This is a genomic window from Minwuia sp. (assembly GCF_048007105.1).
Classification (GTDB): Bacteria; Pseudomonadota; Alphaproteobacteria; order Minwuiales; family Minwuiaceae; genus Minwuia.
Genome location: NZ_CP180352.1, coordinates 38,414 through 58,028 on the forward strand (window position 1 = coordinate 38,414; position 19,615 = coordinate 58,028).

Annotated in this window: 25 protein-coding genes; 17 read left to right on the forward strand and 8 right to left on the reverse strand. The window is 67.1% G+C overall.

Going from position 1 to position 19,615, the window contains the following annotated elements; translation table 11 throughout:
- The first annotated feature begins 7 nt into the window (after positions 1-7).
- Positions 8-1,471 carry an amidase gene (locus ACMVY4_RS00200; protein ID WP_416898199.1) on the forward strand — a complete coding sequence of 488 codons (1,464 nt, stop codon included), beginning with the start codon at positions 8-10 and terminating at the stop codon, positions 1,469-1,471.
- Between the two features lie 9 nt (positions 1,472-1,480).
- Here ACMVY4_RS00200 and ACMVY4_RS00205 read toward each other — a convergent pair whose 3' ends face one another.
- On the reverse strand, positions 1,481-2,185 hold the full coding sequence (locus tag ACMVY4_RS00205) for a glutamine amidotransferase-related protein (protein ID WP_416898200.1): 705 nt from the start codon (positions 2,183-2,185) through the stop codon (positions 1,481-1,483).
- 4 nt (positions 2,186-2,189) lie between these two features.
- Entirely contained in the window at positions 2,190-3,179 is a 990-nt protein-coding gene (locus ACMVY4_RS00210; RefSeq protein ID WP_416898201.1) for an MDR family NADPH-dependent oxidoreductase, read from the reverse strand.
- Positions 3,180-3,301: 122 nt separating this feature from the next.
- Between ACMVY4_RS00210 and ACMVY4_RS00215 the strand changes: the two genes are divergently transcribed.
- The 7 genes from ACMVY4_RS00215 to ACMVY4_RS00245 all read left to right on the forward strand — a co-directional run bounded on the left by ACMVY4_RS00215 (position 3,302) and on the right by ACMVY4_RS00245 (position 8,429).
- Positions 3,302-3,658: an encapsulin-associated ferritin-like protein gene (locus ACMVY4_RS00215; RefSeq protein WP_416898202.1), complete on the forward strand. Its 357-nt coding sequence runs from the start codon at positions 3,302-3,304 to the stop codon at positions 3,656-3,658.
- 10 nt (positions 3,659-3,668) lie between these two features.
- Complete coding sequence (locus tag ACMVY4_RS00220) at positions 3,669-4,469, forward strand: family 1 encapsulin nanocompartment shell protein (protein WP_416898203.1); 801 nt, start codon at positions 3,669-3,671, stop codon at positions 4,467-4,469.
- Between the two features lie 32 nt (positions 4,470-4,501).
- The gene (locus tag ACMVY4_RS00225) at positions 4,502-5,269 is read left to right on the forward strand and encodes a class II aldolase/adducin family protein (protein ID WP_416898204.1); all 768 of its coding nucleotides are present in this window, start codon (positions 4,502-4,504) and stop codon (positions 5,267-5,269) included.
- A 74-nt stretch (positions 5,270-5,343) separates the two neighbouring features.
- Positions 5,344-5,988, forward strand: coding sequence for a thiamine phosphate synthase (thiE, locus tag ACMVY4_RS00230; RefSeq protein ID WP_416898205.1), 645 nt, complete (start codon positions 5,344-5,346; stop codon positions 5,986-5,988).
- Positions 5,989-6,064: 76 nt separating this feature from the next.
- On the forward strand, positions 6,065-6,628 hold the full coding sequence (efp, locus tag ACMVY4_RS00235; protein ID WP_416898206.1) for an elongation factor P: 564 nt from the start codon (positions 6,065-6,067) through the stop codon (positions 6,626-6,628).
- A 6-nt stretch (positions 6,629-6,634) separates the two neighbouring features.
- Complete coding sequence (locus tag ACMVY4_RS00240; protein WP_416898207.1) at positions 6,635-7,435, forward strand: inositol monophosphatase family protein; 801 nt, start codon at positions 6,635-6,637, stop codon at positions 7,433-7,435.
- A gap of 55 nt (positions 7,436-7,490) precedes the next feature.
- Complete coding sequence (locus ACMVY4_RS00245; protein ID WP_416898208.1) at positions 7,491-8,429, forward strand: OmpA family protein; 939 nt, start codon at positions 7,491-7,493, stop codon at positions 8,427-8,429.
- Between the two features lie 6 nt (positions 8,430-8,435).
- Here the strand turns inward: ACMVY4_RS00245 and ACMVY4_RS00250 are convergent, their stop codons facing one another.
- Positions 8,436-8,834 carry a hypothetical protein gene (locus ACMVY4_RS00250; protein WP_416898209.1) on the reverse strand — a complete coding sequence of 133 codons (399 nt, stop codon included), beginning with the start codon at positions 8,832-8,834 and terminating at the stop codon, positions 8,436-8,438.
- Here ACMVY4_RS00250 and ACMVY4_RS00255 point away from each other — a divergent pair.
- The 4 genes from ACMVY4_RS00255 to ACMVY4_RS00270 are packed head-to-tail and all read left to right on the forward strand — an operon-like array spanning position 8,833 to position 12,090.
- A complete protein-coding gene (locus tag ACMVY4_RS00255) occupies positions 8,833-9,594 on the forward strand; it encodes a hypothetical protein (RefSeq protein ID WP_416898210.1) in 762 nt (253 codons plus the stop codon). The two genes, ACMVY4_RS00250 and ACMVY4_RS00255, sit on opposite strands and share 2 nt — an antisense overlap.
- Positions 9,595-9,596: 2 nt before the next feature.
- The gene (locus ACMVY4_RS00260; protein ID WP_416898211.1) at positions 9,597-10,955 is read left to right on the forward strand and encodes a peptidoglycan -binding protein; all 1,359 of its coding nucleotides are present in this window, start codon (positions 9,597-9,599) and stop codon (positions 10,953-10,955) included.
- On the forward strand, positions 10,952-11,554 hold the full coding sequence (locus ACMVY4_RS00265; RefSeq protein WP_416898212.1) for a DUF1214 domain-containing protein: 603 nt from the start codon (positions 10,952-10,954) through the stop codon (positions 11,552-11,554). Before ACMVY4_RS00260 ends, ACMVY4_RS00265 begins: the two co-directional genes overlap by 4 nt.
- Positions 11,551-12,090 (forward strand): DUF1254 domain-containing protein, encoded by a 540-nt coding sequence (locus ACMVY4_RS00270; protein WP_416898213.1) that lies wholly within the window; start codon positions 11,551-11,553, stop codon positions 12,088-12,090. Before ACMVY4_RS00265 ends, ACMVY4_RS00270 begins: the two co-directional genes overlap by 4 nt.
- A gap of 6 nt (positions 12,091-12,096) precedes the next feature.
- Here the strand turns inward: ACMVY4_RS00270 and ACMVY4_RS00275 are convergent, their stop codons facing one another.
- From ACMVY4_RS00275 to erpA, 5 genes are all read right to left on the reverse strand, one after another.
- Positions 12,097-12,345: a DUF1272 domain-containing protein gene (locus ACMVY4_RS00275; protein ID WP_416898214.1), complete on the reverse strand. Its 249-nt coding sequence runs from the start codon at positions 12,343-12,345 to the stop codon at positions 12,097-12,099.
- A gap of 85 nt (positions 12,346-12,430) precedes the next feature.
- Complete coding sequence (locus ACMVY4_RS00280) at positions 12,431-12,961, reverse strand: CarD family transcriptional regulator (RefSeq protein WP_416898215.1); 531 nt, start codon at positions 12,959-12,961, stop codon at positions 12,431-12,433.
- A gap of 345 nt (positions 12,962-13,306) precedes the next feature.
- On the reverse strand, positions 13,307-13,645 hold the full coding sequence (gene fdxA, locus ACMVY4_RS00285) for a ferredoxin FdxA (RefSeq protein ID WP_416898216.1): 339 nt from the start codon (positions 13,643-13,645) through the stop codon (positions 13,307-13,309).
- Between the two features lie 57 nt (positions 13,646-13,702).
- Positions 13,703-14,155 (reverse strand): TerB family tellurite resistance protein, encoded by a 453-nt coding sequence (locus ACMVY4_RS00290; RefSeq protein WP_416898217.1) that lies wholly within the window; start codon positions 14,153-14,155, stop codon positions 13,703-13,705.
- Positions 14,156-14,159: 4 nt separating this feature from the next.
- On the reverse strand, positions 14,160-14,507 hold the full coding sequence (erpA, locus tag ACMVY4_RS00295) for an iron-sulfur cluster insertion protein ErpA (protein ID WP_416898218.1): 348 nt from the start codon (positions 14,505-14,507) through the stop codon (positions 14,160-14,162).
- 149 nt (positions 14,508-14,656) lie between these two features.
- Between erpA and argS the strand changes: the two genes are divergently transcribed.
- Genes argS through scpB form a run of 5 tightly spaced genes read left to right on the forward strand, consistent with a single transcriptional unit; the run spans position 14,657 to position 19,576 of the window.
- Complete coding sequence (gene argS / locus ACMVY4_RS00300) at positions 14,657-16,402, forward strand: arginine--tRNA ligase (protein ID WP_416898219.1); 1,746 nt, start codon at positions 14,657-14,659, stop codon at positions 16,400-16,402.
- Positions 16,402-17,175 (forward strand): SPOR domain-containing protein, encoded by a 774-nt coding sequence (locus ACMVY4_RS00305; protein WP_416898220.1) that lies wholly within the window; start codon positions 16,402-16,404, stop codon positions 17,173-17,175. Before argS ends, ACMVY4_RS00305 begins: the two co-directional genes overlap by 1 nt.
- A gap of 5 nt (positions 17,176-17,180) precedes the next feature.
- Positions 17,181-18,185, forward strand: coding sequence for a beta-N-acetylhexosaminidase (gene nagZ, locus ACMVY4_RS00310; RefSeq protein WP_416898221.1), 1,005 nt, complete (start codon positions 17,181-17,183; stop codon positions 18,183-18,185).
- Between the two features lie 36 nt (positions 18,186-18,221).
- Positions 18,222-19,001, forward strand: a complete 780-nt coding sequence (locus tag ACMVY4_RS00315; RefSeq protein ID WP_416898222.1) for a segregation and condensation protein A — start codon at positions 18,222-18,224, stop codon at positions 18,999-19,001.
- Positions 18,998-19,576 carry an SMC-Scp complex subunit ScpB gene (gene scpB / locus ACMVY4_RS00320; protein ID WP_416898223.1) on the forward strand — a complete coding sequence of 193 codons (579 nt, stop codon included), beginning with the start codon at positions 18,998-19,000 and terminating at the stop codon, positions 19,574-19,576. Before ACMVY4_RS00315 ends, scpB begins: the two co-directional genes overlap by 4 nt.
- Positions 19,577-19,615 lie beyond the last annotated feature (39 nt).

Here is a 19,615-nt window from a genome sequence, read left to right on the forward strand (position 1 = left end):
ACCGAGAATGACCGACACGCCGCTGCACCGGCGCGATGCGCTGCAGATCGCCGAGGACATCCGCGAAGGCCGCACCACCGCCGTCGAGGCGCTGGCGCATTTCCGCGACCGGGTCGAACGTCTCAACCCGCCGATCAACGCCGTGATCGCCCACGATTTCGACGGCGCCGAGGAGGCTGCGGAGGGCCTGGACAAGCTGATGGCCCGCGGCTACTGCCTCGGCCCGTTCCACGGCGTTCCGATGACGGTGAAGGAAAGCTACGATCTGACCGGGTACCAGACGACCTGGGGCGATCCGGCGCTGAAGGGCAACATCGCCGCAACCGACGCGGTGCTGGTCGAACGCATCAAGCGGGCCGGCGCCAACGTCTTCGGCAAGACCAACGTGCCGCTGAACCTGACCGACTGGCAGTCCTACAACGATGTCTATGGTGGCTGCGGCAATCCCTGGGACCCGTCGCGCACGCCGGGCGGCTCGTCGGGCGGGTCGGCAGCGACCCTGGCGGCCGGCATGACAGGTCTCGAGTTCGGCTCCGACATCGGCGCCTCCGTCCGCAACCCGGCGCATTTCTGCGGCGTCTTCGGGCACAAGCCAACCTATGGCATCGTGCCGAAACGCGGTCACTGGAAGTCACCGTCCATGGCCCCGTCCGATATCGCGGTCTGCGGTCCGCTGGCGCGCTCGGCGCGCGATCTGGAGGCCGCGCTGCTGGCGGTCGCGGGCGACGATCCGGTCTATGGCGCGGGCTGGGAACTGAACCTGCCGAAACCGGACAAGGACGATCTGGGGGACTTCCGGGTGGCGCTGATGACCACGTCGCCGGTATCCGACGTCGAGCAGGAATACCAGGATGCGCTGCACGACCTCGCCGACCGGCTCAGGGCTGCGGGCGCGACCGTCGACGAACGAGAGCCCTTCAAGGTCGACTGGGAACTCTACCACCTCGACTATTTCCGGCTGTTCCGGCCCGTCACGCACAGCCGTCTGCCGCCCGAGAAGTTCAAATGGTTCCAGGACGAGGTCGCGAAGCTGTCCGACGACGACGACAGCTACTTCGCCATGAACGCCCGCGCCGGAACCATCACCTATTACGACTGGGCCGCCGCCGATACGCGCCGCTACGAATACCGCGACAAGTGGAACGGCTTCTTCCGCGACTACGACCTTCTGCTCTGCCCGCAGGCGGCCTGCGCCGCCTTCCCCCGCAACGAGGACGAGCCGCGCGAGGTGCGCAAACTGACCATCAACGGCAAGGAGGTCGGCTACAATGACCAGCTCTTCTGGGCCGGCATTTCAGGCGCGGTCTACCTGCCGGGCACCGTCGCGCCGATCGGGCTGGGGCGGGAGAGCGGCCTGCCGCTGGGCGTGCAGATCGTCGGACCCTTCATGGGCGACCTGACGACGATCCGCTTCGCGCGGCTGATCGAGGAGGCTTTTGGCGGCGTTCAGACCCCACCCGGGTTCGAATAACGGGCGCGCCTACCCGCCGCGCTGATCCGTCGACAGCCAACAGGCGAGAAACTCGTCCACCCAGCGGTCGACGAAGGGATCGTGTTCGGCGCGGCCCGCGTGATGTGCGTCCGGCTGCTGTGCGCCGGGACTTTCCAGCCGGTGCGCGCCGCCGATCAGCCAGCGGCGGTTCATCTGCTCGGTCACTTCCGGGTGGAACTGTATGCCGATGCCGTTCGGCCCGACGCCGATGGCCTGGTTGCGGTACTGGTCGCCGGTCGCCAGCAGGGTCGCGCAGTCGGGCAGTTCGAAGCCCTCCCGGTGCCACTGGAAGATCCGCATCTCCTTCGGGAAGAAGGTCTCGCCCGCCTGCGTGGCGCGGACGGGATAGTAGCCGATCTCGACCTGGCCTTCCGGGTGCTCGCTGACGGCGCCGCCATAGGCCCGCGCCATGATCTGGGCGCCCAGGCAGACGCCCAGAAAGGGCGCGCCGCTCTCGATCGCCTTCGGCGTGAAGTCGATCTCGTTTCGGATGAAGTCCTCATGGTCGTCATTGGCGCTCATCGGACCGCCGAAGATGATCACCCCCGAGTAATCGTCCAGCGATTCCGGCAACGGGTCGCCACAGGCATGGCGGCAGATATGGAGGGGGTACCCCATCGTGCGGAGCCGGAGACCGATCCGCCCCGGGTCCGAGTGCTGCTGATGGACGACGAGGAGAACCGGCTTCTTCATGCCCTCAGTCGTCGCCCATCGTCAGGACGATCTTGCCGCTGCGGCCGTCGCGGGCCGCATGGGCGACCGCCTCCTTCACCTTCGACAGCGGGTAGGTGGCTTCCACAGGGACCTCCAGCAGGCCCTCTGCCATCTTCTTGCCGAGAATGGCGTAGGTCGCCGCAATCTCGCCGGGATCGGCAGTGGCGAACCATGTCGCCAGCCAGAAGCCCTTCAAGGTGATGTCGCGGAAAACGGTTTCGCGTGCGTCGATCATCAGCGGATCGCCGGAAAGCAGACCGTAGTTCACCACCGTGGCGCCATCGGCGACGCAGCGCGCCAGCCGCTGGACAGAGACGCCACCGACGGCGTCGATCCCCAGCTTCGGCAGATCGCCGCCGGTCACGCGCTGCACCTCGTCGTCCAGATCCTCGCTTTCGACCAGCACGTGATCCGCGCCCAGCGCCGTCAGTTCGTCGATGAGTTCGGGACGGCGGACCACATTGACCGTCCGCCAGCCCTGCGACCGCGCCAGTCGGATCACGTGGCGGCCGACGGCCGAGTTGGCGGCGTTCTGGATGACAAAATCGTTCTGCTGGAGGTCGACATAGTCCTTCAGCATCAACCAGGCGGTGGCCGGGTTGGCCCGCAGCATCGACAGCTGCAGGATATCGGCTTCCGGGGGTAGCGCCACCAGGCCGCGGGCCGGCCCCTGCACCATCTCCCGCCACATGCCCCGCGCGGGCGGCGTCACCAGATCGCCGACCTTGACGTTGTCGACGCCCTCGCCGATCTCGGTCACCCGGCCAACGCCCTCGGCGCCCTGCGTCTGCGGCAGCTTCGGCAGCTCTGCGCCGTAACGGCCCTCCATGTTCAGGAGATCGGCCGGATTGATGGGACTCGCGAGCACCTGAACATTGACCCGCCCCGGACCCGGCGGGCCTGGCGGATCGACTTCGACGATCTCTGCGACTTCGGCCGGATTGCCGAAGCGGGTGAACTGCATCTGTTTCATATCATGTGCTCCCGATGCCGGATTCTTAGTCGGATCGGCGCGACAATCCAACCGGTTGCATGGCCGCGGCCGCCTCAACACATGCCGATCCACCAAGCAACGCCACGAAGGAGAAGGGCGATATGGCCAGTGAAGGGCTGCACGAACCCATCGAACGACTGTCGGAAGAAACCCTGGACCTGCACCGGGCCATCGTCTCGCTGATGGAGGAATTCGAGGCCGTGGACTGGTACCAGCAACGCGCCGACGCAACAGCGGATGACGACCTCAGGGCCGTGCTTGCGCACAACCGCGACGAAGAGATCGAACATGCCGTGATGACGCTGGAATGGCTGCGGCGGCGCCTGCCCGCGCTGGACAGGAACCTGCGGGAATTCCTGTTCAAGGACGGCCCGATCACGGGGAACCACACCAACGGCCAGGACGCACCGCCAGAACGGACTCCGGGCGACCTGGGCATTCGCGGCAACACCGACTGAGGAGGCAGCAATGGACAATCTGAAACGCCGGCTGGCGCCCATTCCGGACGCCGCCTGGACCGAGATCGAGGAAACCGCGGTGACCACGCTGAACGCCGTGCTGGCCGCCCGGCGCGTGGTCGATTTCAAGGGACCGCTCGGCTACGACCGTGACGCCGTCTCGACGGGCCGCATTCGCAAGCTCTCCGAACCCGTGTTCGAGGGCGTCCGGTCCGCCAGCCGCATCGTCCTGCCCATGGTCGAGATGCGGGTCGACTTCGATCTGTCGATCGAGGAACTCGACGACCTCGCCCGCGGGGCCGAGGACGCGGACATGGATCCGGTGGTCGAGGCGGCACGGACCATCGCCATGGCCGAGGACCGCCTGGTCTTTCATGGCTACGAGGCCGGCGGGATCGAGGGGCTGACCGAGGCCTGCGGTACGGCGCCCGCCCTGCCTGACGACCCCTCCGACTGGCCGGAGATCATCGCGTCGGCGCTGGACCGAATGCGGGCCGAGGGCGTGCAGGGGCCGTTCGCCCTTGTCGTGCCGCCCGACGCCTACACCCGGCTGCAGGCGGCCGTGTCCAGCACCGGGCGCAGGGTCATGGACCATGTCGTGAAACTGCTCGACGGCGAGGTCGTTCCCTGCCGCGCCATCGACGGGGCGGCGGTGCTGTCGCGCCGTGGCGGCGACTTCGAGCTATACGTAGGACGCGACTTTGCCATCGGATATTCATCTCATGACGCCGAGCGGGTCCGCCTGTATGTTGAGGAAACGCTCTCCTTCCGCGCGGTCGGCGACGAGGCGGCCATCGCACTTGCCGGCTGAACGGGGACGGGACACATGGGAGGAAACTCAAGATGCCCGATACCGCACCGATCGTGAAATCCATCCGCAATCAGGTCTCGAAGGAGGAGTGGGAGGTCCGCGTCGATCTCGCCGCCTTCTACCGGCTTATCGCCCATTACGGCTGGGACGACCTGACCGCCACACACGTCTCGGCCCGCGTGCCGGGCGAGCCGAACGCCTTCCTGCTCAACCCGCACGGCCTGTTCTTCGACGAGATCACCGCTTCAAGCCTGGTGAAGATCGATTTCGACAACAACGTGCTGCTGGACGGCGGCTATCCCGTCAACCAGGCCGGTTTCACCATCCACTCCGCGGTCCTGACCGGGCGGCCGGACGTCTTCTGCGCCGCGCACACCCACACGCGCGCGGGCATGGCGGTCTCGGCGATGAAGGAAGGGCTGCTGCCGCTGGCCCAGACGTCGCTGCGGTTCTACAACCGGATTTCCTATCACGACTACGAGGGCGTTGCGCTGGACCACAGCGAGCGTGACCGCCTGATCGGCCATCTCGGCACCAACAAGGCGATGATCCTGCGCAACCACGGCCTGCTGACCGTGGGCGACACGATCTACGAGGCCTTCAGCGCGCTGGCCTATCTGGAGAAGTCCTGTCAGCTGCAGATCGACGCCCTGTCGGGCGGCCGCGAACTGCAGCTGCCCCCGCCGGAAGTCTGCGAGCACACGGCGCAGCAGTTCGACAAGTTCGCGCCCATCGGCAAGCGGGACTGGCCGGGCCTGCTCCGCAAGCTGGACCGCATCGACCCGAGCTACCGGGAGTAGTCCGGACAGCAGCCGGAGGCAGCCTGCGACCGTAGCGGCTTGCGCCGCTGCGGCGCTGGCGCTAACACGCGCGAATGAATGCTGACGACGCCTGCCGCCTCTACCTCATCACCCCGCCGAAGCTGGATCCGGACGCCTTTGCCGGCGATCTGGCCGCAGCGCTGGACGCGAGCGATGTTGCCTGCCTGCAGCTGCGGCTGAAGGACGTCTCCGACGACGAGATCCGCCGCGCGGTCGAACGGCTGATGCCTGTCTGCCACGAACGCGATGTGGCCTTCATCGTCAATGACCGGCCCGACCTTGCCGCGGAGACCGGCGCGGACGGCGTTCACATCGGCGATGAGGACGGCGCCTATGCGGATGCCCGCGCCGCCGTCGGCGCCGACGCGATCGTCGGCGTTTCCTGCTACGACAGCCGGCAGAAGGCGATGGATGCCGGCGACGCAGGTGCGGACTATGTCGCTTTCGGCGCCTTCTTCCCGACGACGACCAAGGTACCGAAGTCGAAGGCCGAGCCGGAAATCCTGGAAGCGTGGTCGGCCATGACTGTGGTGCCCTGCGTCGCCATCGGCGGGATCACACACGAAAACTGCGGCCCGCTGGTCCGGGCGGGCGCCGATTTCCTCGCCGTCATCAACGGCGTCTGGGGACATCCGGAGGGACCGGCCACCGCGGTCCGCGCTTTCGGGGAGGCGATTGCGGCCAACCGGCCGGGGTGATAGAGAACGCCCACCTTCTTCGGGTGGCGGACGCTGTTTCCCGCCGCCCCGCATCTGAACACCGGAAAGTCTGACAATGAAGATCAACGGCAACGCCATTCGCCCCGGCAATGTCATCGAGCACAAGGGCGGCCTGTGGAAGGCCGTGCGCATCCAGCACACCCAGCCCGGCAAGGGCGGGGCCTACCTGCAGGTGGAACTGCGCAACATCCGCGACGGCTCCAAGCTGAACGAGCGCTTCCGGTCCTCGGAGACCGTCGAGCGTGTCCGCCTGGAGCAGAAGGACTACCAGTACCTCTACGCCGACGGCGAGCTGTTGACCTTCATGGATACCGACACCTACGAACAGGTCGACATCAACGCCAGCCTGATGGGCGACGAGACCATCTATCTGCAGGACGGCATGATGGTTCAGGTCGAGTTCTACGAGGAGGAAGCGCTGGGCGTGATCCTGCCCGAGCATGTCACGCTGGAAGTCACCGAGACCGAGCCGACCGTGAAGGGCCAGACCGCGGCGTCGAGCTACAAGCCGGCGACCCTGTCGAACGGCATGCGCTGCATGGTGCCGCCCTTCATCGAGACGGGCGAGAACATCATCGTCGCCACCGAGGCCGGCGAATACGTCAAGCGCGCGGACTGATCCGTCTTGCGCAAATCCGCACTGATCAACGTCATGGAGCGGGCGGCCCGCAAGGCCGCGCGCAAGCTGCTGCACGACTTCGGCGAGGTGGAACAGCTTCAGGTCTCCCGCAAGGGACCGGCCGATTTCGTCTCCCGCGCCGATGTCGCGGCCGAGGAAACGATCCGGGAGGAACTGTCGCGCGCGCGTCCCGACTTCGGCTTCATCCAGGAGGAAGGCGGCCGCATCGAGGCCGGTGACGGCGACAGCTACTGGATCGTCGATCCGCTGGACGGCACGACGAACTTCCTGCATGGCCTCCCGCATTTCGCCATCTCCATCGGGCTGATGCAGAAGGGCGACATCCAGGCCGGCGTCATCCTGGCCCCGGTCACCGATGAGCTCTACTACGCCGAGAGGGGCAAGGGCGCCTTCATGAACGACCGGCGTCTGCGCGTGTCGGGCCGGTCGCGGATGTCGGAAGCGCTGTTCGCCACCGGCATCCCCTACATGGGCCGGCCGGGTCATGACACGCTGCTGGCCGAGCTTCGGGCGCTGACCGACAACATCTCGGGCATCCGCCGTTTCGGTGTCGCCTCGCTGGACCTGGCCTTCGTCGCGGCCGGGCGCTTCGACGGATTCTGGGAGCGCGGGCTGCATCAGTGGGACATCGCGGCAGGCATCGTGCTGGTGCGCGAGGCCGGCGGACTGGTCACCGACATCAAGGGCGGCCGGAAGATGATGGAGACCGGCGACATCGTTGCGGGCAATGGCAGCCTGCATGCGCCGCTTCTGAAATCGCTGAAGGCTGCGACCGCAACCCGCTGACAGGCTGGCGTTGTTCCGCCAGCGCCGTTATGTTTCGCCCAACTGGGCGCAGAGGATGATGGTGGCATCGATTCGCAGACATGGCGGGGGCTTTGTCGTGGCGCTGGCGGTGCTGTTCGCAGTGCCAGCCGCCGCGCAGACGATCGTGATCGACGGCAGCGGCGTGCGTCAGGACGGCGACAGGCCGGTCTCGAGAACGTCGCCGGTTCAGGTCTATCCGAATGCCGGCTATGGCCAGACCGGGAATCCCGGCCGCGCCAGCCTGCCATTCAACACCAGCGACGGCCCCGTGCTGGCGCCGCAGGACAACTCGACGCCGCTTCACCAGTTTTCGGGGTCCGAGCGAATTCGCCTGCGGCCGCCCGGTTCCGAGACGCCGGCCCCGTCGCCGCGTCCGGTTCAGGTGACGCGCCCCGAACCGCAGCCGCGGCCAGCGCCGCAAGCCGCGCCGAAACCGGAACCGAAGCCCGAACCGGTTGCCCGCGCGCCGGAGCCTGCGCCGGCGCCGAAACCCGCGCCGAAGCCGGAGCCGCCGAAGGTCGAACTGCCCAAGGCCAGCCCGCCGCCCGCACCGGCGGCGCAGACGCCCGAACCGAAGCCGCAACCGGCAGCCGATCCGGCGCCCAGGCCGGCGCCGGAGCCCGAGCGCCGTGTCGCCGTGGTGACGCCGCCCGCCGCTGCACCCGGAGGCATGCAGATCCTGTTCGACGGCCCGTCGACCGAAGTCGGACCCGAGGGCCGCGCGCTGCTTGAATCCGTCGCCGCCGAAGCGCAGTCGGACCGCAATCTGCGCATCCAGATCGAGGCCTATGCCGACAGCAGCACCGAAACCAGCGTCTGGAAACGCCGGGTATCGCTGCGGCGGGCGCAGAACGTCCGGCGGATCCTGCTGGACAACGGCATCGAGAGCTTCCGCATCCTGGTGCGGGCGCTTGGCGAGCCGACCGGAGGGGGACCGGGCAACCGAGTGGATCTGAAAGTCGCGGCCCGGTGACCGGCGCTACAGGAAGGACCCCATAGCCCCATGACCCAGCCTTCGGCCTATCTGACCCGCATCCTGATCTTTCTGGTGCTCGTGGTCGCCGTTGTCGGCGTGCTGCATGAGGTCGTCATCGCCGCCTTCATGACCAACCCGGTCCTGAACGGTCTGATCGTCGGCGTGCTGCTGATCGGTATCGGCTATGTCCTGCGTCAGGTGCTGTCGCTGCGCCCCGCGGTGCGCTGGGTCGACACCTACCGCCGCAACGAGCCGGGCCTGTCGATGCAGTCCGCGCCGTCCATGATGGCGCCGCTGGCGACCATGCTGCAGGAGAAGAAGGGCAAGGTGAGCCTGTCGGCGACGTCGATGCGCTCGCTGCTGGACTTCGATCGGCGCCCGGCTGGACGAAAGCCGGGACATGACCCGCTATCTCGGCCGTCTGCTGATCTTCCTCGGTCTGCTGGGCACCTTCTGGGGCCTGATCCAGACCATCGCCTCGATCGGCGACGTCTTCGGCGGCATGACGCTGGGCGGCGATCTCGACCCGGATTTCGCCGACATCATGGGCCGGCTGAACGACCCGCTTCAGGGACTCGCGACGGCGTTCTCCTCGTCGCTGTTCGGCCTTGCCGGATCGCTGGTGCTGGGCTTCATGGACCTGCAGGCCGGCCAGGCGCAGAACCGCTTCTACAACGATCTGGAGGAATGGCTCTCCAGCTTCACGCGGCTGTCCAGCGGCGGCGTCGGCGGCATCGCCGACGGCGAGGCCTCGGTCCCGGTCTATGTCCAGGCGCTGCTGGAGCAGACGGCGGACAGTCTGGAAAACCTGCAACGCATCATGGCGCGGTCCGAGGAGTCCCGGACCTCCGGCAACCACACCCTGCTGCAGCTGTCGGAGCGGCTGGCCGGCCTGACCGACCAGATGCGGACAGAGCGCGACCTGATGGTGAAGCTGGCCGAGGGCCAGATGGAGTTGAAGCCGATCCTGCAGCGCATCGCCGTCGCCACCGAGGGCGACACGGATTCGGCCGCCGATGCGCATCTGCGCAACATCGGCGTCCACGTCACGCGGCTGCTTGAGGAGGTCACCACCGGCCGCCAGCAGGCCGTCGACGAGATCCGCGCCGAGATCAAGGTGCTGACCCGCACCATCGCAGCCATCGCCGACGAGGGCCGCTGACCGTGGCCCTCTCACGCCGACGCTTCCGGGCCGGCGACGACGACACCACATGGCCGGGTTTCGTCGACGCCCTGGCGTCGCTGACCCTGATCCTGATCTTCGTCTTCGTGCTGATGAACCTGGCCCAGTACTTCCTGGACAAGGAACTGACCGGCCGCGACGAGGAACTGGAGCGGCTCAGCGCCGAACTCACCAGCCTGCAGAGCCTGCTGTCCAGCGAGCGCCGGGCCAACGAGGACCTGCGCCGCAATGTCTCGCAGCTGTCGGCGGCGCTGTCCGCATCGACGGCGGAGCGCGACGACCTGGCGCTGCAGATCGCGACGCTGAGGGAGCGCGCGGAAACCGCTGAAGAACGGCTGGAAAACCTTCAGACCTTCACCGAGGCGGACCGCGCCGAACTCGAGGCCCAGCTGGCCGAGCTCCGGGCGCGGGAAGCGGCGCTCGCGAGGCTGCGCGACGAATCCGAGAGCAAGCGGGTCGAGGCCGAGGAATCCTACACCGAACTGCAGTCGCTCTACTTCCAGACCCAGGACAGGGTCGCCGAGCTGGAGCGTCAGGCGGTCGAGACCGAGACGCGGATCGCGGGCATGGAAGGCGATCTCGAAGACGCTTCGCAGCGGCTGAAGGAGACCCTGGACGAGTTGCAGGGCGCGCGGGACGAGCTGTCGACGGAACGCGCCGCGGTCGAGCGCGCCCAGGCGTCGCTGACCGAGGAGCAGCGCATCTCCGAAGCAGCAAGGCGTCAGATCCATTTGCTGAACCTGCAGATCGCCGACCTGCGCAAGCAGCTGAACGAGATCCAGGGGCTGCTGGACGAATACGAGCGGCGGGACGAGGAAAGCAAGGCTGCGATCGCCGATCTGGGCCGCCGCCTGAACAAGGCGCTGGCCAGCCAGGTCGAGAAGCTGGCCCGCTACCGCTCCGAGTTCTTCGGACGCCTGCGCGAGGTACTGTCCGACCAGCCCGGTATCCGGGTCGTCGGCGACCGCTTCGTCTTCCAGTCCGAGGTGCTGTTCGGCTCGGGCAGCGCCGACCTCGGCGTCGCCGGCCAGATCCAGATGACCAAGCTGGCGGAAACCCTGCGCAAGGTGGCCGACGAGATTCCGGAAGACATCAACTGGGTGCTTCGGATCGACGGCCATACCGACGCCCGGCCCATCAACACGGCCCGGTTCCCCTCCAACTGGGAGCTGTCGTCGGCGCGCGCCATCGCCGTCGCCAAGTTCCTGATCGACCAGGGCATTCCAGGCGACCGCCTGGCGCCCACCGGGTTCGCGTCCTACTACCCGATCGAGCCGGGCTCGGATGAGATCTCCATGCGCCGCAACCGCCGCATCGAGTTGAAGCTGACCCAACGGTGACGCGCTGGCTCAAGTTCGAGGCCGGGCGCTTCTACTTCGTCCTGTCGGTCATCGTCGTCGGCGGCATTCTGGGTGCCGGATCCGGCCTGATGGCGGTCAAGATGGTCTCCGATACCGAGTCCGTCCGCAATGGCCCCTGGCAGACCAGCGCCGACTACGGCAACCCGGACGCCAATCCCTGGATGTTGAGCGCAGTGGCCCTGTCGGGACTGATGACCACGCGTCAGGACGAGGCGGTCCACCTCACCGCCTTCCGCGACAGTGCCGGCGAGCGGCTGAAGGCGAATTGCGTCTACTACCTGTCGGGGCCGGTGCCGGACGCCGACTGGTGGACCGTGACCCTCTACGGCAACGACCACTTCCCGATACCGAACGCCGCCAGTATCTGGTCGGCCAGCGCCGGCGACGTCACGCAGGACGGTCAGGGCAACATCCGGATCCAGCTTGGCGGCGACGATCCCGGCAGCGCCTGGATTCCCTCGGGTGCCGGCGATGCGGGCCGTTCGGTCACCCTGCGCCTCTATCGCCCTGCAGAAGGCGTTGCAGCCGACCTCGCCACGGTCGCGCTGCCGCATATCGACCGGGGGGCCTGCCGATGACGCCGATGCAGGTCCGCAAGGCCGGCCGCTGGATCGGCTTCATGCTGCTGACCGCGGCGCTGGTGCATGTCGCAACCGTCTGGCTGCTGCCGCAACTGTCGATGAACCGGGTATTCGAGCGCACTGGCGACAGCTTCGGCTACAACAGCCTGCAGCACCTGCCGCCGGTCAACGCAGAGAGCCGTGCCATCGTGCGGCCCGACCCGGACATCGCCTATTCGGTCTGCGCCTATGATCTCTCGCAGGGGCCGCTGTCGGTCCGGCTGCCTCAGTCGGCCGACGACCTGTCGCTGGCCGCCTACGCCGACGACACGGCTAACTTCCTCACGGTCGGCGAGCAGGAAACGGGCACCGACGGCTGGACCGGCGTCATCGCCACCGAAGACCAGGCGGTACGAGGCCTGCCGGATGCGGTGGTCTCGCCGTCGACGAAGGGTATCGTGCTGGTCCGGCGTCTGGTCCGGCGGCAGGACGACTGGCCCGCCGTCGATGCCGAGCGGGCCGGTATGGCCTGCGGACCGTTCGCGCTGCAGTAGGCTGCCTCAGGCGGCGTCGCCGCAGTTGCCGGGGTGGTATGTCCGTTCGGTCGCGGCCGGGTACTTCGTCAGCATGTGCACAGGCCGGATGGGCCGCGGACTGAAGTTGCCGCCGCAATTGGGGCAGACACCGCCGAGACGGTTCTCGGCGCAATCGCGGCAGAAGGTGCACTCGAAGGTACAGATCACCGCCTCGGCCGAGTCCGGCGGCAGATCGCGGTCGCAGCATTCGCAACCCGGTCTGAGTTCCAGCATGTTCATCTCCCTGTCCGGGCCGGCCGGACACGAAAAAGGCCGGCGCAAAGGCCGGCCTCTTCCCAGACAGAATGTCCCGAACGGGTCAGGCGGCCAGCAGCTTGTTCAGCTTCACCTGGGCGTCATCGTGCTCGATCTTCTCGACCGCCGCCAGCTCCCGCGTCAGCCGCTCCTTCGCCGCTTCGTAGATCTGGCGCTCGGAATAGGACTGATCGGGCTGGTCCTCGTTGCGGTGCAGGTCGCGCACGACCTCCGCGATCGAGACCGGATCGCCGGAATTGATCTTGGCTTCGTATTCCTGCGCGCGGCGCGACCACATGGTGCGCTTGACGCGGGCACGGCCCTTCAGGGTTTCCAGGGCCTGCTTCATCACCTTCGTCGAGGCGAGCGGACGCATGCCTGTGGCCTCGGCCTTCGTCGTCGGGACGCGCAGGGTCATTTTCTCATGCGGGAAGTCGATGACGAACAGCTTCAGCTTGTAGCCGGAGATCTCCTGCTCCTCGATGGAGGTGATCTGTCCGACGCCGTGCGACGGGTAGACGACATGGTCGCCCTTCGAATACTCCAGCTTCGCCTTCTTCTTCCGCGACACCGGGGTCGCCTTCTTCTCGGTCATGGTCGATCCAGTTCCTTATCAAATCACGCAAGCGCAGCGACCCATGGGGTCACTGGATGAAGGCGCGCAAAACCTTCCTGCGCCCTTGAAAGAGGGCGACCGAACACGCGAAGCCATCATCATGCCTGACCGCAGAGCGGTTCCGGGTCGCGGAAGGACCGGTCATGAAAAAACGGGCTGCACGTATGCGTCCCGCCTCAACTGCTCCGAATCTCTATGCCGTAAGCCCTGACGTCGTCAGACGCCTAGTATATAACACAAAAATGACAGTTTTCACACGCCAATTTTTCTGAATCGGCGCGGCATAACGGCTCTTGTTGAGAGTCAACCGAAGTTGACGCAGCGTCAGTCTCCGGCGCCGGGCGCCTCGCTGAAGTGCTTCTCGAACTTGTTCTCGACATCCCGCCATTCGTCGGCGTCCGCCGGGCTGTCGCCCTTGCGCGTGATGTTCGGCCACTTCTCCGACCACTCGCGGTTGAGTTCCAGCCACTTCTCGGACTCGGGGTCGGTATCCGGGATGATCGCCTCGATGGGGCATTCCGGCTCGCACACGCCGCAATCGATGCACTCATCCGGATGGATGACCAGCATGTTCTCGCCTTCGTAGAAGCAGTCGACCGGACAAACCTCGACACAATCCTGGAACTTGCACTTGATGCAGTTTTCCGTGACGACGTAAGGCATCAGCCGTTTCTCCCCTTGCAACCCGCTCCGGCCCCACCGGAGATCCAACGCGACCGCTCAGCCCTGCCGGGCCGCCGCACGCTGCCGCGCTTCCCCATTTTCCCTGTCGGAAACGTAGATCAGGCCTCCGACACGGCGCAACAGATTGGCTTCATAGGCATGCAGGTCGCCGTCTGCAAGCACGACATCCCACATGGCCTCAAGAATTTCGATGCGCCGCTCATGCGGCAGCGCCTTGACCGCGCGGGTGAACCGGGAAATCTCCACGGCGTCGCTGTGCACCCGCTCGGCCTCGCCGATCAGGCTCTCCGTCTCGTCATCCGACAACTCGAACTGACGCCTCAGCGCACCTGCAATGGCCCCACGTTCGTCATCGGTGAATTCGCCGTCAAGATGGGCCGCTTCGACCAGCAGGGCCGCGGCGCAGATCTGCAGTTCGTCGAATCCGCCGACCTGTCCAGCGGCGGAACTCTCTTCGCCGCTGAGCCAGCGGGCGACGCGGTTCAGCATGCCGCTACATCACCGAAAAGGAGGTGCCGCAGCCGCAGGACGCGGTCGCGTTCGGGTTCTTCACCTGAAAGGACGAACCGATCATTTCCTCGACATAGTCGAACTGGGAGCCGCGGAGATACTCGATGGAAACAGAGTCCACGAGAACCTTCACGCCGTCCTGCTCGATGATCAGATCGTCCTCGGCCACTTCACTGTCGAAGCGGAAATCGTACTGGAAACCTGAACAGCCGCCCCCCAGCACCTGAACTCTCAGTTTCAGGTCGGGGTTGCCTTCGGCCTCGATCAGTTCGGCCACGCGGCGTGCGGCGGATTCGGTTACGGCGAAGTCTGCGGTCTGGGTCTCGCTCATGGCTCCCTGCCCGGCTTTCTCGGTTGCGTCCTGTGCCCCACGGATTTAGACCGCAGGCCTGCTTTGTCAATTGCTTCCTCGGGTCGCCGCCGGATGCCGGCGGGATCGGGGTTTGCTAGTCTCTTCCACGAAAAACCGGGCGATTCGGAATGAACCTGTTCAAGCACTTTCAGGACGAGATCGTGGCGCTGGCCGCCAGCGCCGAGGGACTGCCCGACGGCCTGGCCTTCAAGGGGGTCACGGTCGAACCGCCGCGCGATCCTTCGCATGGCGACCTGGCGACCAATGTCGCCATGGTGCTGGCCAAGCCGGCGAAGATGAAGCCCCGCGACATCGCCGATCTGCTGCAGCCGGCCATTGCGGCGCTGGAGGGGGTGGAGACGGTCGAGATCGCCGGCCCCGGCTTCATCAACATCCGGCTGACCCCGGCCTACATGCAGCAACGGCTGAAGCAGATCCTGATCCGCGGGCGCAGCTATGGCGACAGCGACATGGGCGGCGGCGCGGCCGTGAACGTCGAGTATGTCAGCGCCAATCCGACCGGACCGCTTCATGTCGGCCACGCCCGCGGCGCGGTCTTCGGCGACGCGCTGGCAGGCCTGATGGCCAAGGCCGGCTATGACGTCACCCGGGAATACTACATCAACGACGCCGGCAACCAGATCGACGCGCTCGCCCGCTCGCTGCACTTCCGCTACTGCGAGGCGCTGGGCCGCGACGTGGGCGAGATGCCGGAGGGTCTGTATCCCGGCGACTACCTTGTCCAGCCGGCCCGCGACCTCGCCGAGACCGAGCAGGACCGCTGGCTGGACGCGCCGGAAGCCGACTGGCTGGAGCCGCTGCGGCTCTATGCGGTCGAGAAGATGATGGCGATGATCCGCGACGACCTCGCTGCCGTCGGCATCGATCAGGAGGTCTTCACCTCGGAACGGACGCTGCATCTCGACGGGCGCATCACCGACGTGGTGGAGGAACTGGAGAGCCGCGGTCAGGTCTATACCGGCGTGCTGGAGCCGCCGAAGGGCAAGACGCCCGAGGACTGGGAGCCCCGGCCGCAGCTGCTGTTCCGCGCCACCGACTGGGGCGACGACGTCGACCGGCCGCTGAGGAAATCAAACGGCGACTGGACCTATTTCGCTGCCGACATCGCCTATCACCTGGACAAGTACAAGCGCGGCTTCGGACAGATGATCGACGTATTCGGCGCCGACCACGGCGGCTATGTGAAGCGCATGGTCGCGGCGACGCGCGCGGTGACCAACGATCAGGGCAGCCTGACCATCAAGCTCTGCCAGCTGGTGCACCTCTACGACAATGGCGAGCCCTTCAAGATGTCGAAGCGCGCCGGCACCTTCATCACGCTGCGCGATCTGGTCGACCGCGTGGGCAAGGATGTCGTCCGCTTCATGCTGCTGACCCGGAAGAACGAGGCGCCGCTGGACTTCGACTTCGCGAAGGCGCTCGAGCAGTCGAAGGACAATCCCGTCTTCTACGTCCAGTATGCACATGCCCGCTGCTGCTCGGTCTTCCGCAACGCCGAGCGGGACATGCCGCGACTGGACGTCAGCCGCGGCGCGCTGCAGGGCGCGGATCTCGGCCGGCTGGATCATCCCGAGGAACTGGCGCTGATCCGGCTGATGGCCGCCTGGCCCCGCACCGTCGAGCAGGCCGCCGAGGCCGCCGAGCCGCACAGGCTGGCCTTCTATCTGAACGATCTGGCTTCGGGCTTCCACGGCTTCTGGACCCGCGGCCGGGACGCCGAGGAACTGCGCTTCATCCAGCCGGACGACACGGAACTCACAACGGCCCGGCTGGCGCTCGTCGAGGGCGTCCGGACGGTCATCCGCAGCGGCCTCGCGGTGCTGGGCGTGACGCCGGTGGAGGAAATGCGCTGATGGCAGAGGCAGGCGGACGCTGGCGGCTGGCGGCGGGGCTCGTGCTCCTCGCCGCGCTGATGGCGTTCGGCGTCGTAGCCTGGTTCGTCTTCCGCGGCGAGGAGGCCGTGGTGCAGGTTCGGGAGGCCGTACCCATCGCCCGCGCACCGGACGGGCCGGACCGCGAACGGCTGGCCGAGCCCGGCGGTGAGGAGATCCCCGATCAGGACAAGCGGGTCTATGACAGCTTCGGCAGCGGCGCTCAGGGCGAGACCGTGGAACGGCTGCTGCCCGCCGTCGAGCAACCTCTGCCGGAGCCCCAGCCCGCGCCGGCTCCAGCGCCCACGGTGAAGGAAATGCCGCCGCCCGCGGACTTGCCGCAGAAAGACCTGGAAACCGTCGAGGTCGAGCCACGCGGTGAAGGGGGCGAGACAGCGGCAGCCGTGCCGCCGCCGCCCGCTCCGCCCCCGGCGAGTACACCGGAGCCAAAACCGGCCGCGGCACCGGCACCGGCGACCCCCGCAGCAACCCCTGCCGCCCCGACCGGTGACTGGCAGGTCCAGTTGGCCGCGCTGCGCGACAATGCGGCGGCCATGCAGACCTGGAACCGGATCAGCGGCAAGCAGAAGGCGCTGCTGGGCGGCATGAACCCGGACGTGAGCCGCGTCGATACCGGAGACCGGGGCATCTTCTACCGCCTCCGTGTCGGCAACTTCGGGTCCCGCGCCGAGGCGGAGACTTTCTGCGGCCGGCTGAAGCAGGCCGGTCAGGACTGTCTGGTTGCGAAACGGTAGGACCAATGAAACCCGCCATCTTCGGCATTTCGGGGCCTGAACTCACCGGAGACGAAGCAGCCCTGCTGGCCGAACACCGGCCGCTCGGCGTCATCCTGTTCCGGCGCAATGTCGAGACGCCGGACCAGGTCCGCCGCCTCACCGACAGCGTCCGCCGCGTCCTCGATACGGAGGCCCCCTGCCTATGGGTCGATCAGGAAGGCGGCCGGGTCCAGCGCCTGACCGAGCCGCACTGGGAGAAGCTGCCGCGGGCGGCCGCGATCGGCGCGCTCTGGGAGCGCGACCCGGAAACGGCGGAGTACGCGGCCTGGCTGTCGGGCCGGATCATCGCCGATCAGTGCGCCGGCGCCGGTTTCGACATCGCCTGCGCCCCGGTGCTGGATCTGGCCTTTCCGGGAACCCACGACGTCATCGGCGACCGCGCCTTCGGCGCATCGGTGGAGACGGTGGCCACACTCGGGCGGTCGCAGGCCGAGGGTCTGCTCGCCGGCGGCATCGTCCCGGTCTCGAAGCACTGGCCGGGGCACTGCCGCACCCTGGTGGACAGTCATGACAGCCTGCCGCTGGTCACGGCCGACCGGACGGCGCTGGAAGATACCGACTTCGCCAGTTTCCGCGCGGCGGGCGATTGCGCACCGATCGCCATGACCGGCCATCTGGTTTTCCGGGATATCGATCCGGACCGCCCTTCGACCCTGTCGCCGGATATCATCGAGGGCATCATCCGCGGCTTCTGCGGCTTCGACGGTTTTCTGGTTTCCGATGATCTGGACATGAAGGCGCTGGACGGCTCGCGGGGTGAACTCGCCACCGCGGCGGTGGCAGCGGGCTGCGACGGCGTTCTGCAGTGTTCGGGCGATTTCACTGTCATGACGGGGGTCGCCGAGGCGCTGTCCGACATGGGCGAGGCAGCGGCAGCCCGATGGGCGAAGGTCAGCGAAGCCCGGACATCGGCGGAGCCTGTCGACCGCGCCCAGTTGCTCGAGGAACTGCGTGATGTGGTCGGGTGAGCGTGCCATACTAGATATATGGTCGAATTGTCGGACATGACCCCGCCCGCCTTCGAGGAAGACGCGCCGCGCCCCGATGCCGGGACGCAGCTCGTGCTCGATCTCGACGGCTACGAAGGTCCGCTCGACCTGCTGCTGGATCTCGCCCGCGACCAGAAGGTCGATCTCGCGCGGATCTCGATGCTGAAGCTCGCCGAGCAATATCTCGACTATGTCGAATCCGCCCGCCAGCTCAGGCTGGAACTCGCCGCTGACTACCTGGTGATGGCCGCCTGGCTCGCCTATCTGAAATCCCGCCTGCTGCTGCCGGATCCGGAACCCGAGGACGAACTCTCGGCCGAAGAGATGGCGGCGCGGCTGAACTGGCAGCTGCGGCGGCTTCAGGCGATGCGCGAGGTCTCGGTGAAGCTGATGGGCCGTCAGCGCGAGAGCATCGACTTCCACCGCCGCGGCGCGCCCGAAGGCATCCGCATCCAGCGCGCCTCGGCCTGGGACTGCGATCTCTACGATCTGTTGAAGGCCTATGGCGCGCATTGCGAGGCCAAGGGCGACAACGAACCGCTGAAAGTCCGGCGCGAGAAGGTCATCTCGGTCGAAATGGCGCTGGAGCGTATGCGGCGGCTGCTCGGCGCTCTGCCGGAGTGGTCCAGCCTGCAGGCCTTCCTGCCGCCGACACCGGCGCAGCCCTTCACCCGCCGCTCGGCCACAGCTTCCACCCTGCTTGCGGCGCTTGAGCTGGCGAAACAGGGCGACATCGACCTCAGGCAGGGACGCACCTTCGGACCGATCTATGTCCGCCGGCGGGCGAACAGTTGAGCGTCGACCGCGACCACGTCCGCATCGCAGAGGCGCTTCTGTTCGCGGCCAGCGAGCCGCTCGACCTGGCGACCATCGCGAAGCGCCTGCCTGACAGTGTCGATGCGTCGGTGGTGATGGCGGCGCTGGCCGAGGACTACCGCGGCCGGGGCGTCGAGCCCGTCCGCGTCGGCGAGAAGTGGATGTTCCGCACCGCGCCGGATCTGGCCGACGCGTTGGCCGAGCACCGGGTGACGCCGCGCAAGCTGTCGCGCGCGGCCGTGGAGACGCTCTCGATCATCGCCTATCACCAGCCGATCACCCGCGCCGAGATCGAGGAACTGCGCGGCGTGGCCGTGTCCAAGGGCACCATGGACGTGCTGATGGAGACCGCCTGGGTCCGACCGCGCGGCCGTCGTCAGACCCCGGGCCGCCCGGTGACCTACGGCACCACCGACGAGTTCCTGATCCATTTCGGGCTGAGCAACCTCAACGACCTGCCCGGCATCGACGAGTTGAAGGCGACGGGCCTCCTGTCGGCCGAGCCGAAGGATCCGGGCCTTTTCGACGGCGGCAACGGCAACGGCACCGCGTGATCCGCAGATAGGACAGTATTTCTGTCCTAAGCGCGAGAA

Bases quoted from the DNA above. Each gene is read 5' to 3' on its own strand.
- ACMVY4_RS00200 (WP_416898199.1), top strand. From the start codon at position 8: ATGACCGACACGCCGCTGCACCGGCGCGATGCGCTGCAGATCGCCGAG.
- ACMVY4_RS00205 (WP_416898200.1), bottom strand. From the start codon at position 2,185: ATGAAGAAGCCGGTTCTCCTCGTCGTCCATCAGCAGCACTCGGACCCG.
- ACMVY4_RS00210 (WP_416898201.1), bottom strand. From the start codon at position 3,179: ATGAAACAGATGCAGTTCACCCGCTTCGGCAATCCGGCCGAAGTCGCA.
- ACMVY4_RS00215 (WP_416898202.1), top strand. From the start codon at position 3,302: ATGGCCAGTGAAGGGCTGCACGAACCCATCGAACGACTGTCGGAAGAA.
- ACMVY4_RS00220 (WP_416898203.1), top strand. From the start codon at position 3,669: ATGGACAATCTGAAACGCCGGCTGGCGCCCATTCCGGACGCCGCCTGG.
- ACMVY4_RS00225 (WP_416898204.1), top strand. From the start codon at position 4,502: ATGCCCGATACCGCACCGATCGTGAAATCCATCCGCAATCAGGTCTCG.
- thiE (WP_416898205.1), top strand. From the start codon at position 5,344: ATGAATGCTGACGACGCCTGCCGCCTCTACCTCATCACCCCGCCGAAG.
- efp (WP_416898206.1), top strand. From the start codon at position 6,065: ATGAAGATCAACGGCAACGCCATTCGCCCCGGCAATGTCATCGAGCAC.
- ACMVY4_RS00245 (WP_416898208.1), top strand. From the start codon at position 7,491: ATGATGGTGGCATCGATTCGCAGACATGGCGGGGGCTTTGTCGTGGCG.
- ACMVY4_RS00255 (WP_416898210.1), top strand. From the start codon at position 8,833: ATGACCCGCTATCTCGGCCGTCTGCTGATCTTCCTCGGTCTGCTGGGC.
- ACMVY4_RS00250 (WP_416898209.1), bottom strand. From the start codon at position 8,834: ATGTCCCGGCTTTCGTCCAGCCGGGCGCCGATCGAAGTCCAGCAGCGA.
- ACMVY4_RS00270 (WP_416898213.1), top strand. From the start codon at position 11,551: ATGACGCCGATGCAGGTCCGCAAGGCCGGCCGCTGGATCGGCTTCATG.
- ACMVY4_RS00275 (WP_416898214.1), bottom strand. From the start codon at position 12,345: ATGCTGGAACTCAGACCGGGTTGCGAATGCTGCGACCGCGATCTGCCG.
- ACMVY4_RS00280 (WP_416898215.1), bottom strand. From the start codon at position 12,961: ATGACCGAGAAGAAGGCGACCCCGGTGTCGCGGAAGAAGAAGGCGAAG.
- fdxA (WP_416898216.1), bottom strand. From the start codon at position 13,645: ATGCCTTACGTCGTCACGGAAAACTGCATCAAGTGCAAGTTCCAGGAT.
- ACMVY4_RS00290 (WP_416898217.1), bottom strand. From the start codon at position 14,155: ATGCTGAACCGCGTCGCCCGCTGGCTCAGCGGCGAAGAGAGTTCCGCC.
- erpA (WP_416898218.1), bottom strand. From the start codon at position 14,507: ATGAGCGAGACCCAGACCGCAGACTTCGCCGTAACCGAATCCGCCGCA.
- argS (WP_416898219.1), top strand. From the start codon at position 14,657: ATGAACCTGTTCAAGCACTTTCAGGACGAGATCGTGGCGCTGGCCGCC.
- ACMVY4_RS00305 (WP_416898220.1), top strand. From the start codon at position 16,402: ATGGCAGAGGCAGGCGGACGCTGGCGGCTGGCGGCGGGGCTCGTGCTC.
- nagZ (WP_416898221.1), top strand. From the start codon at position 17,181: ATGAAACCCGCCATCTTCGGCATTTCGGGGCCTGAACTCACCGGAGAC.
- ACMVY4_RS00315 (WP_416898222.1), top strand. From the start codon at position 18,222: ATGACCCCGCCCGCCTTCGAGGAAGACGCGCCGCGCCCCGATGCCGGG.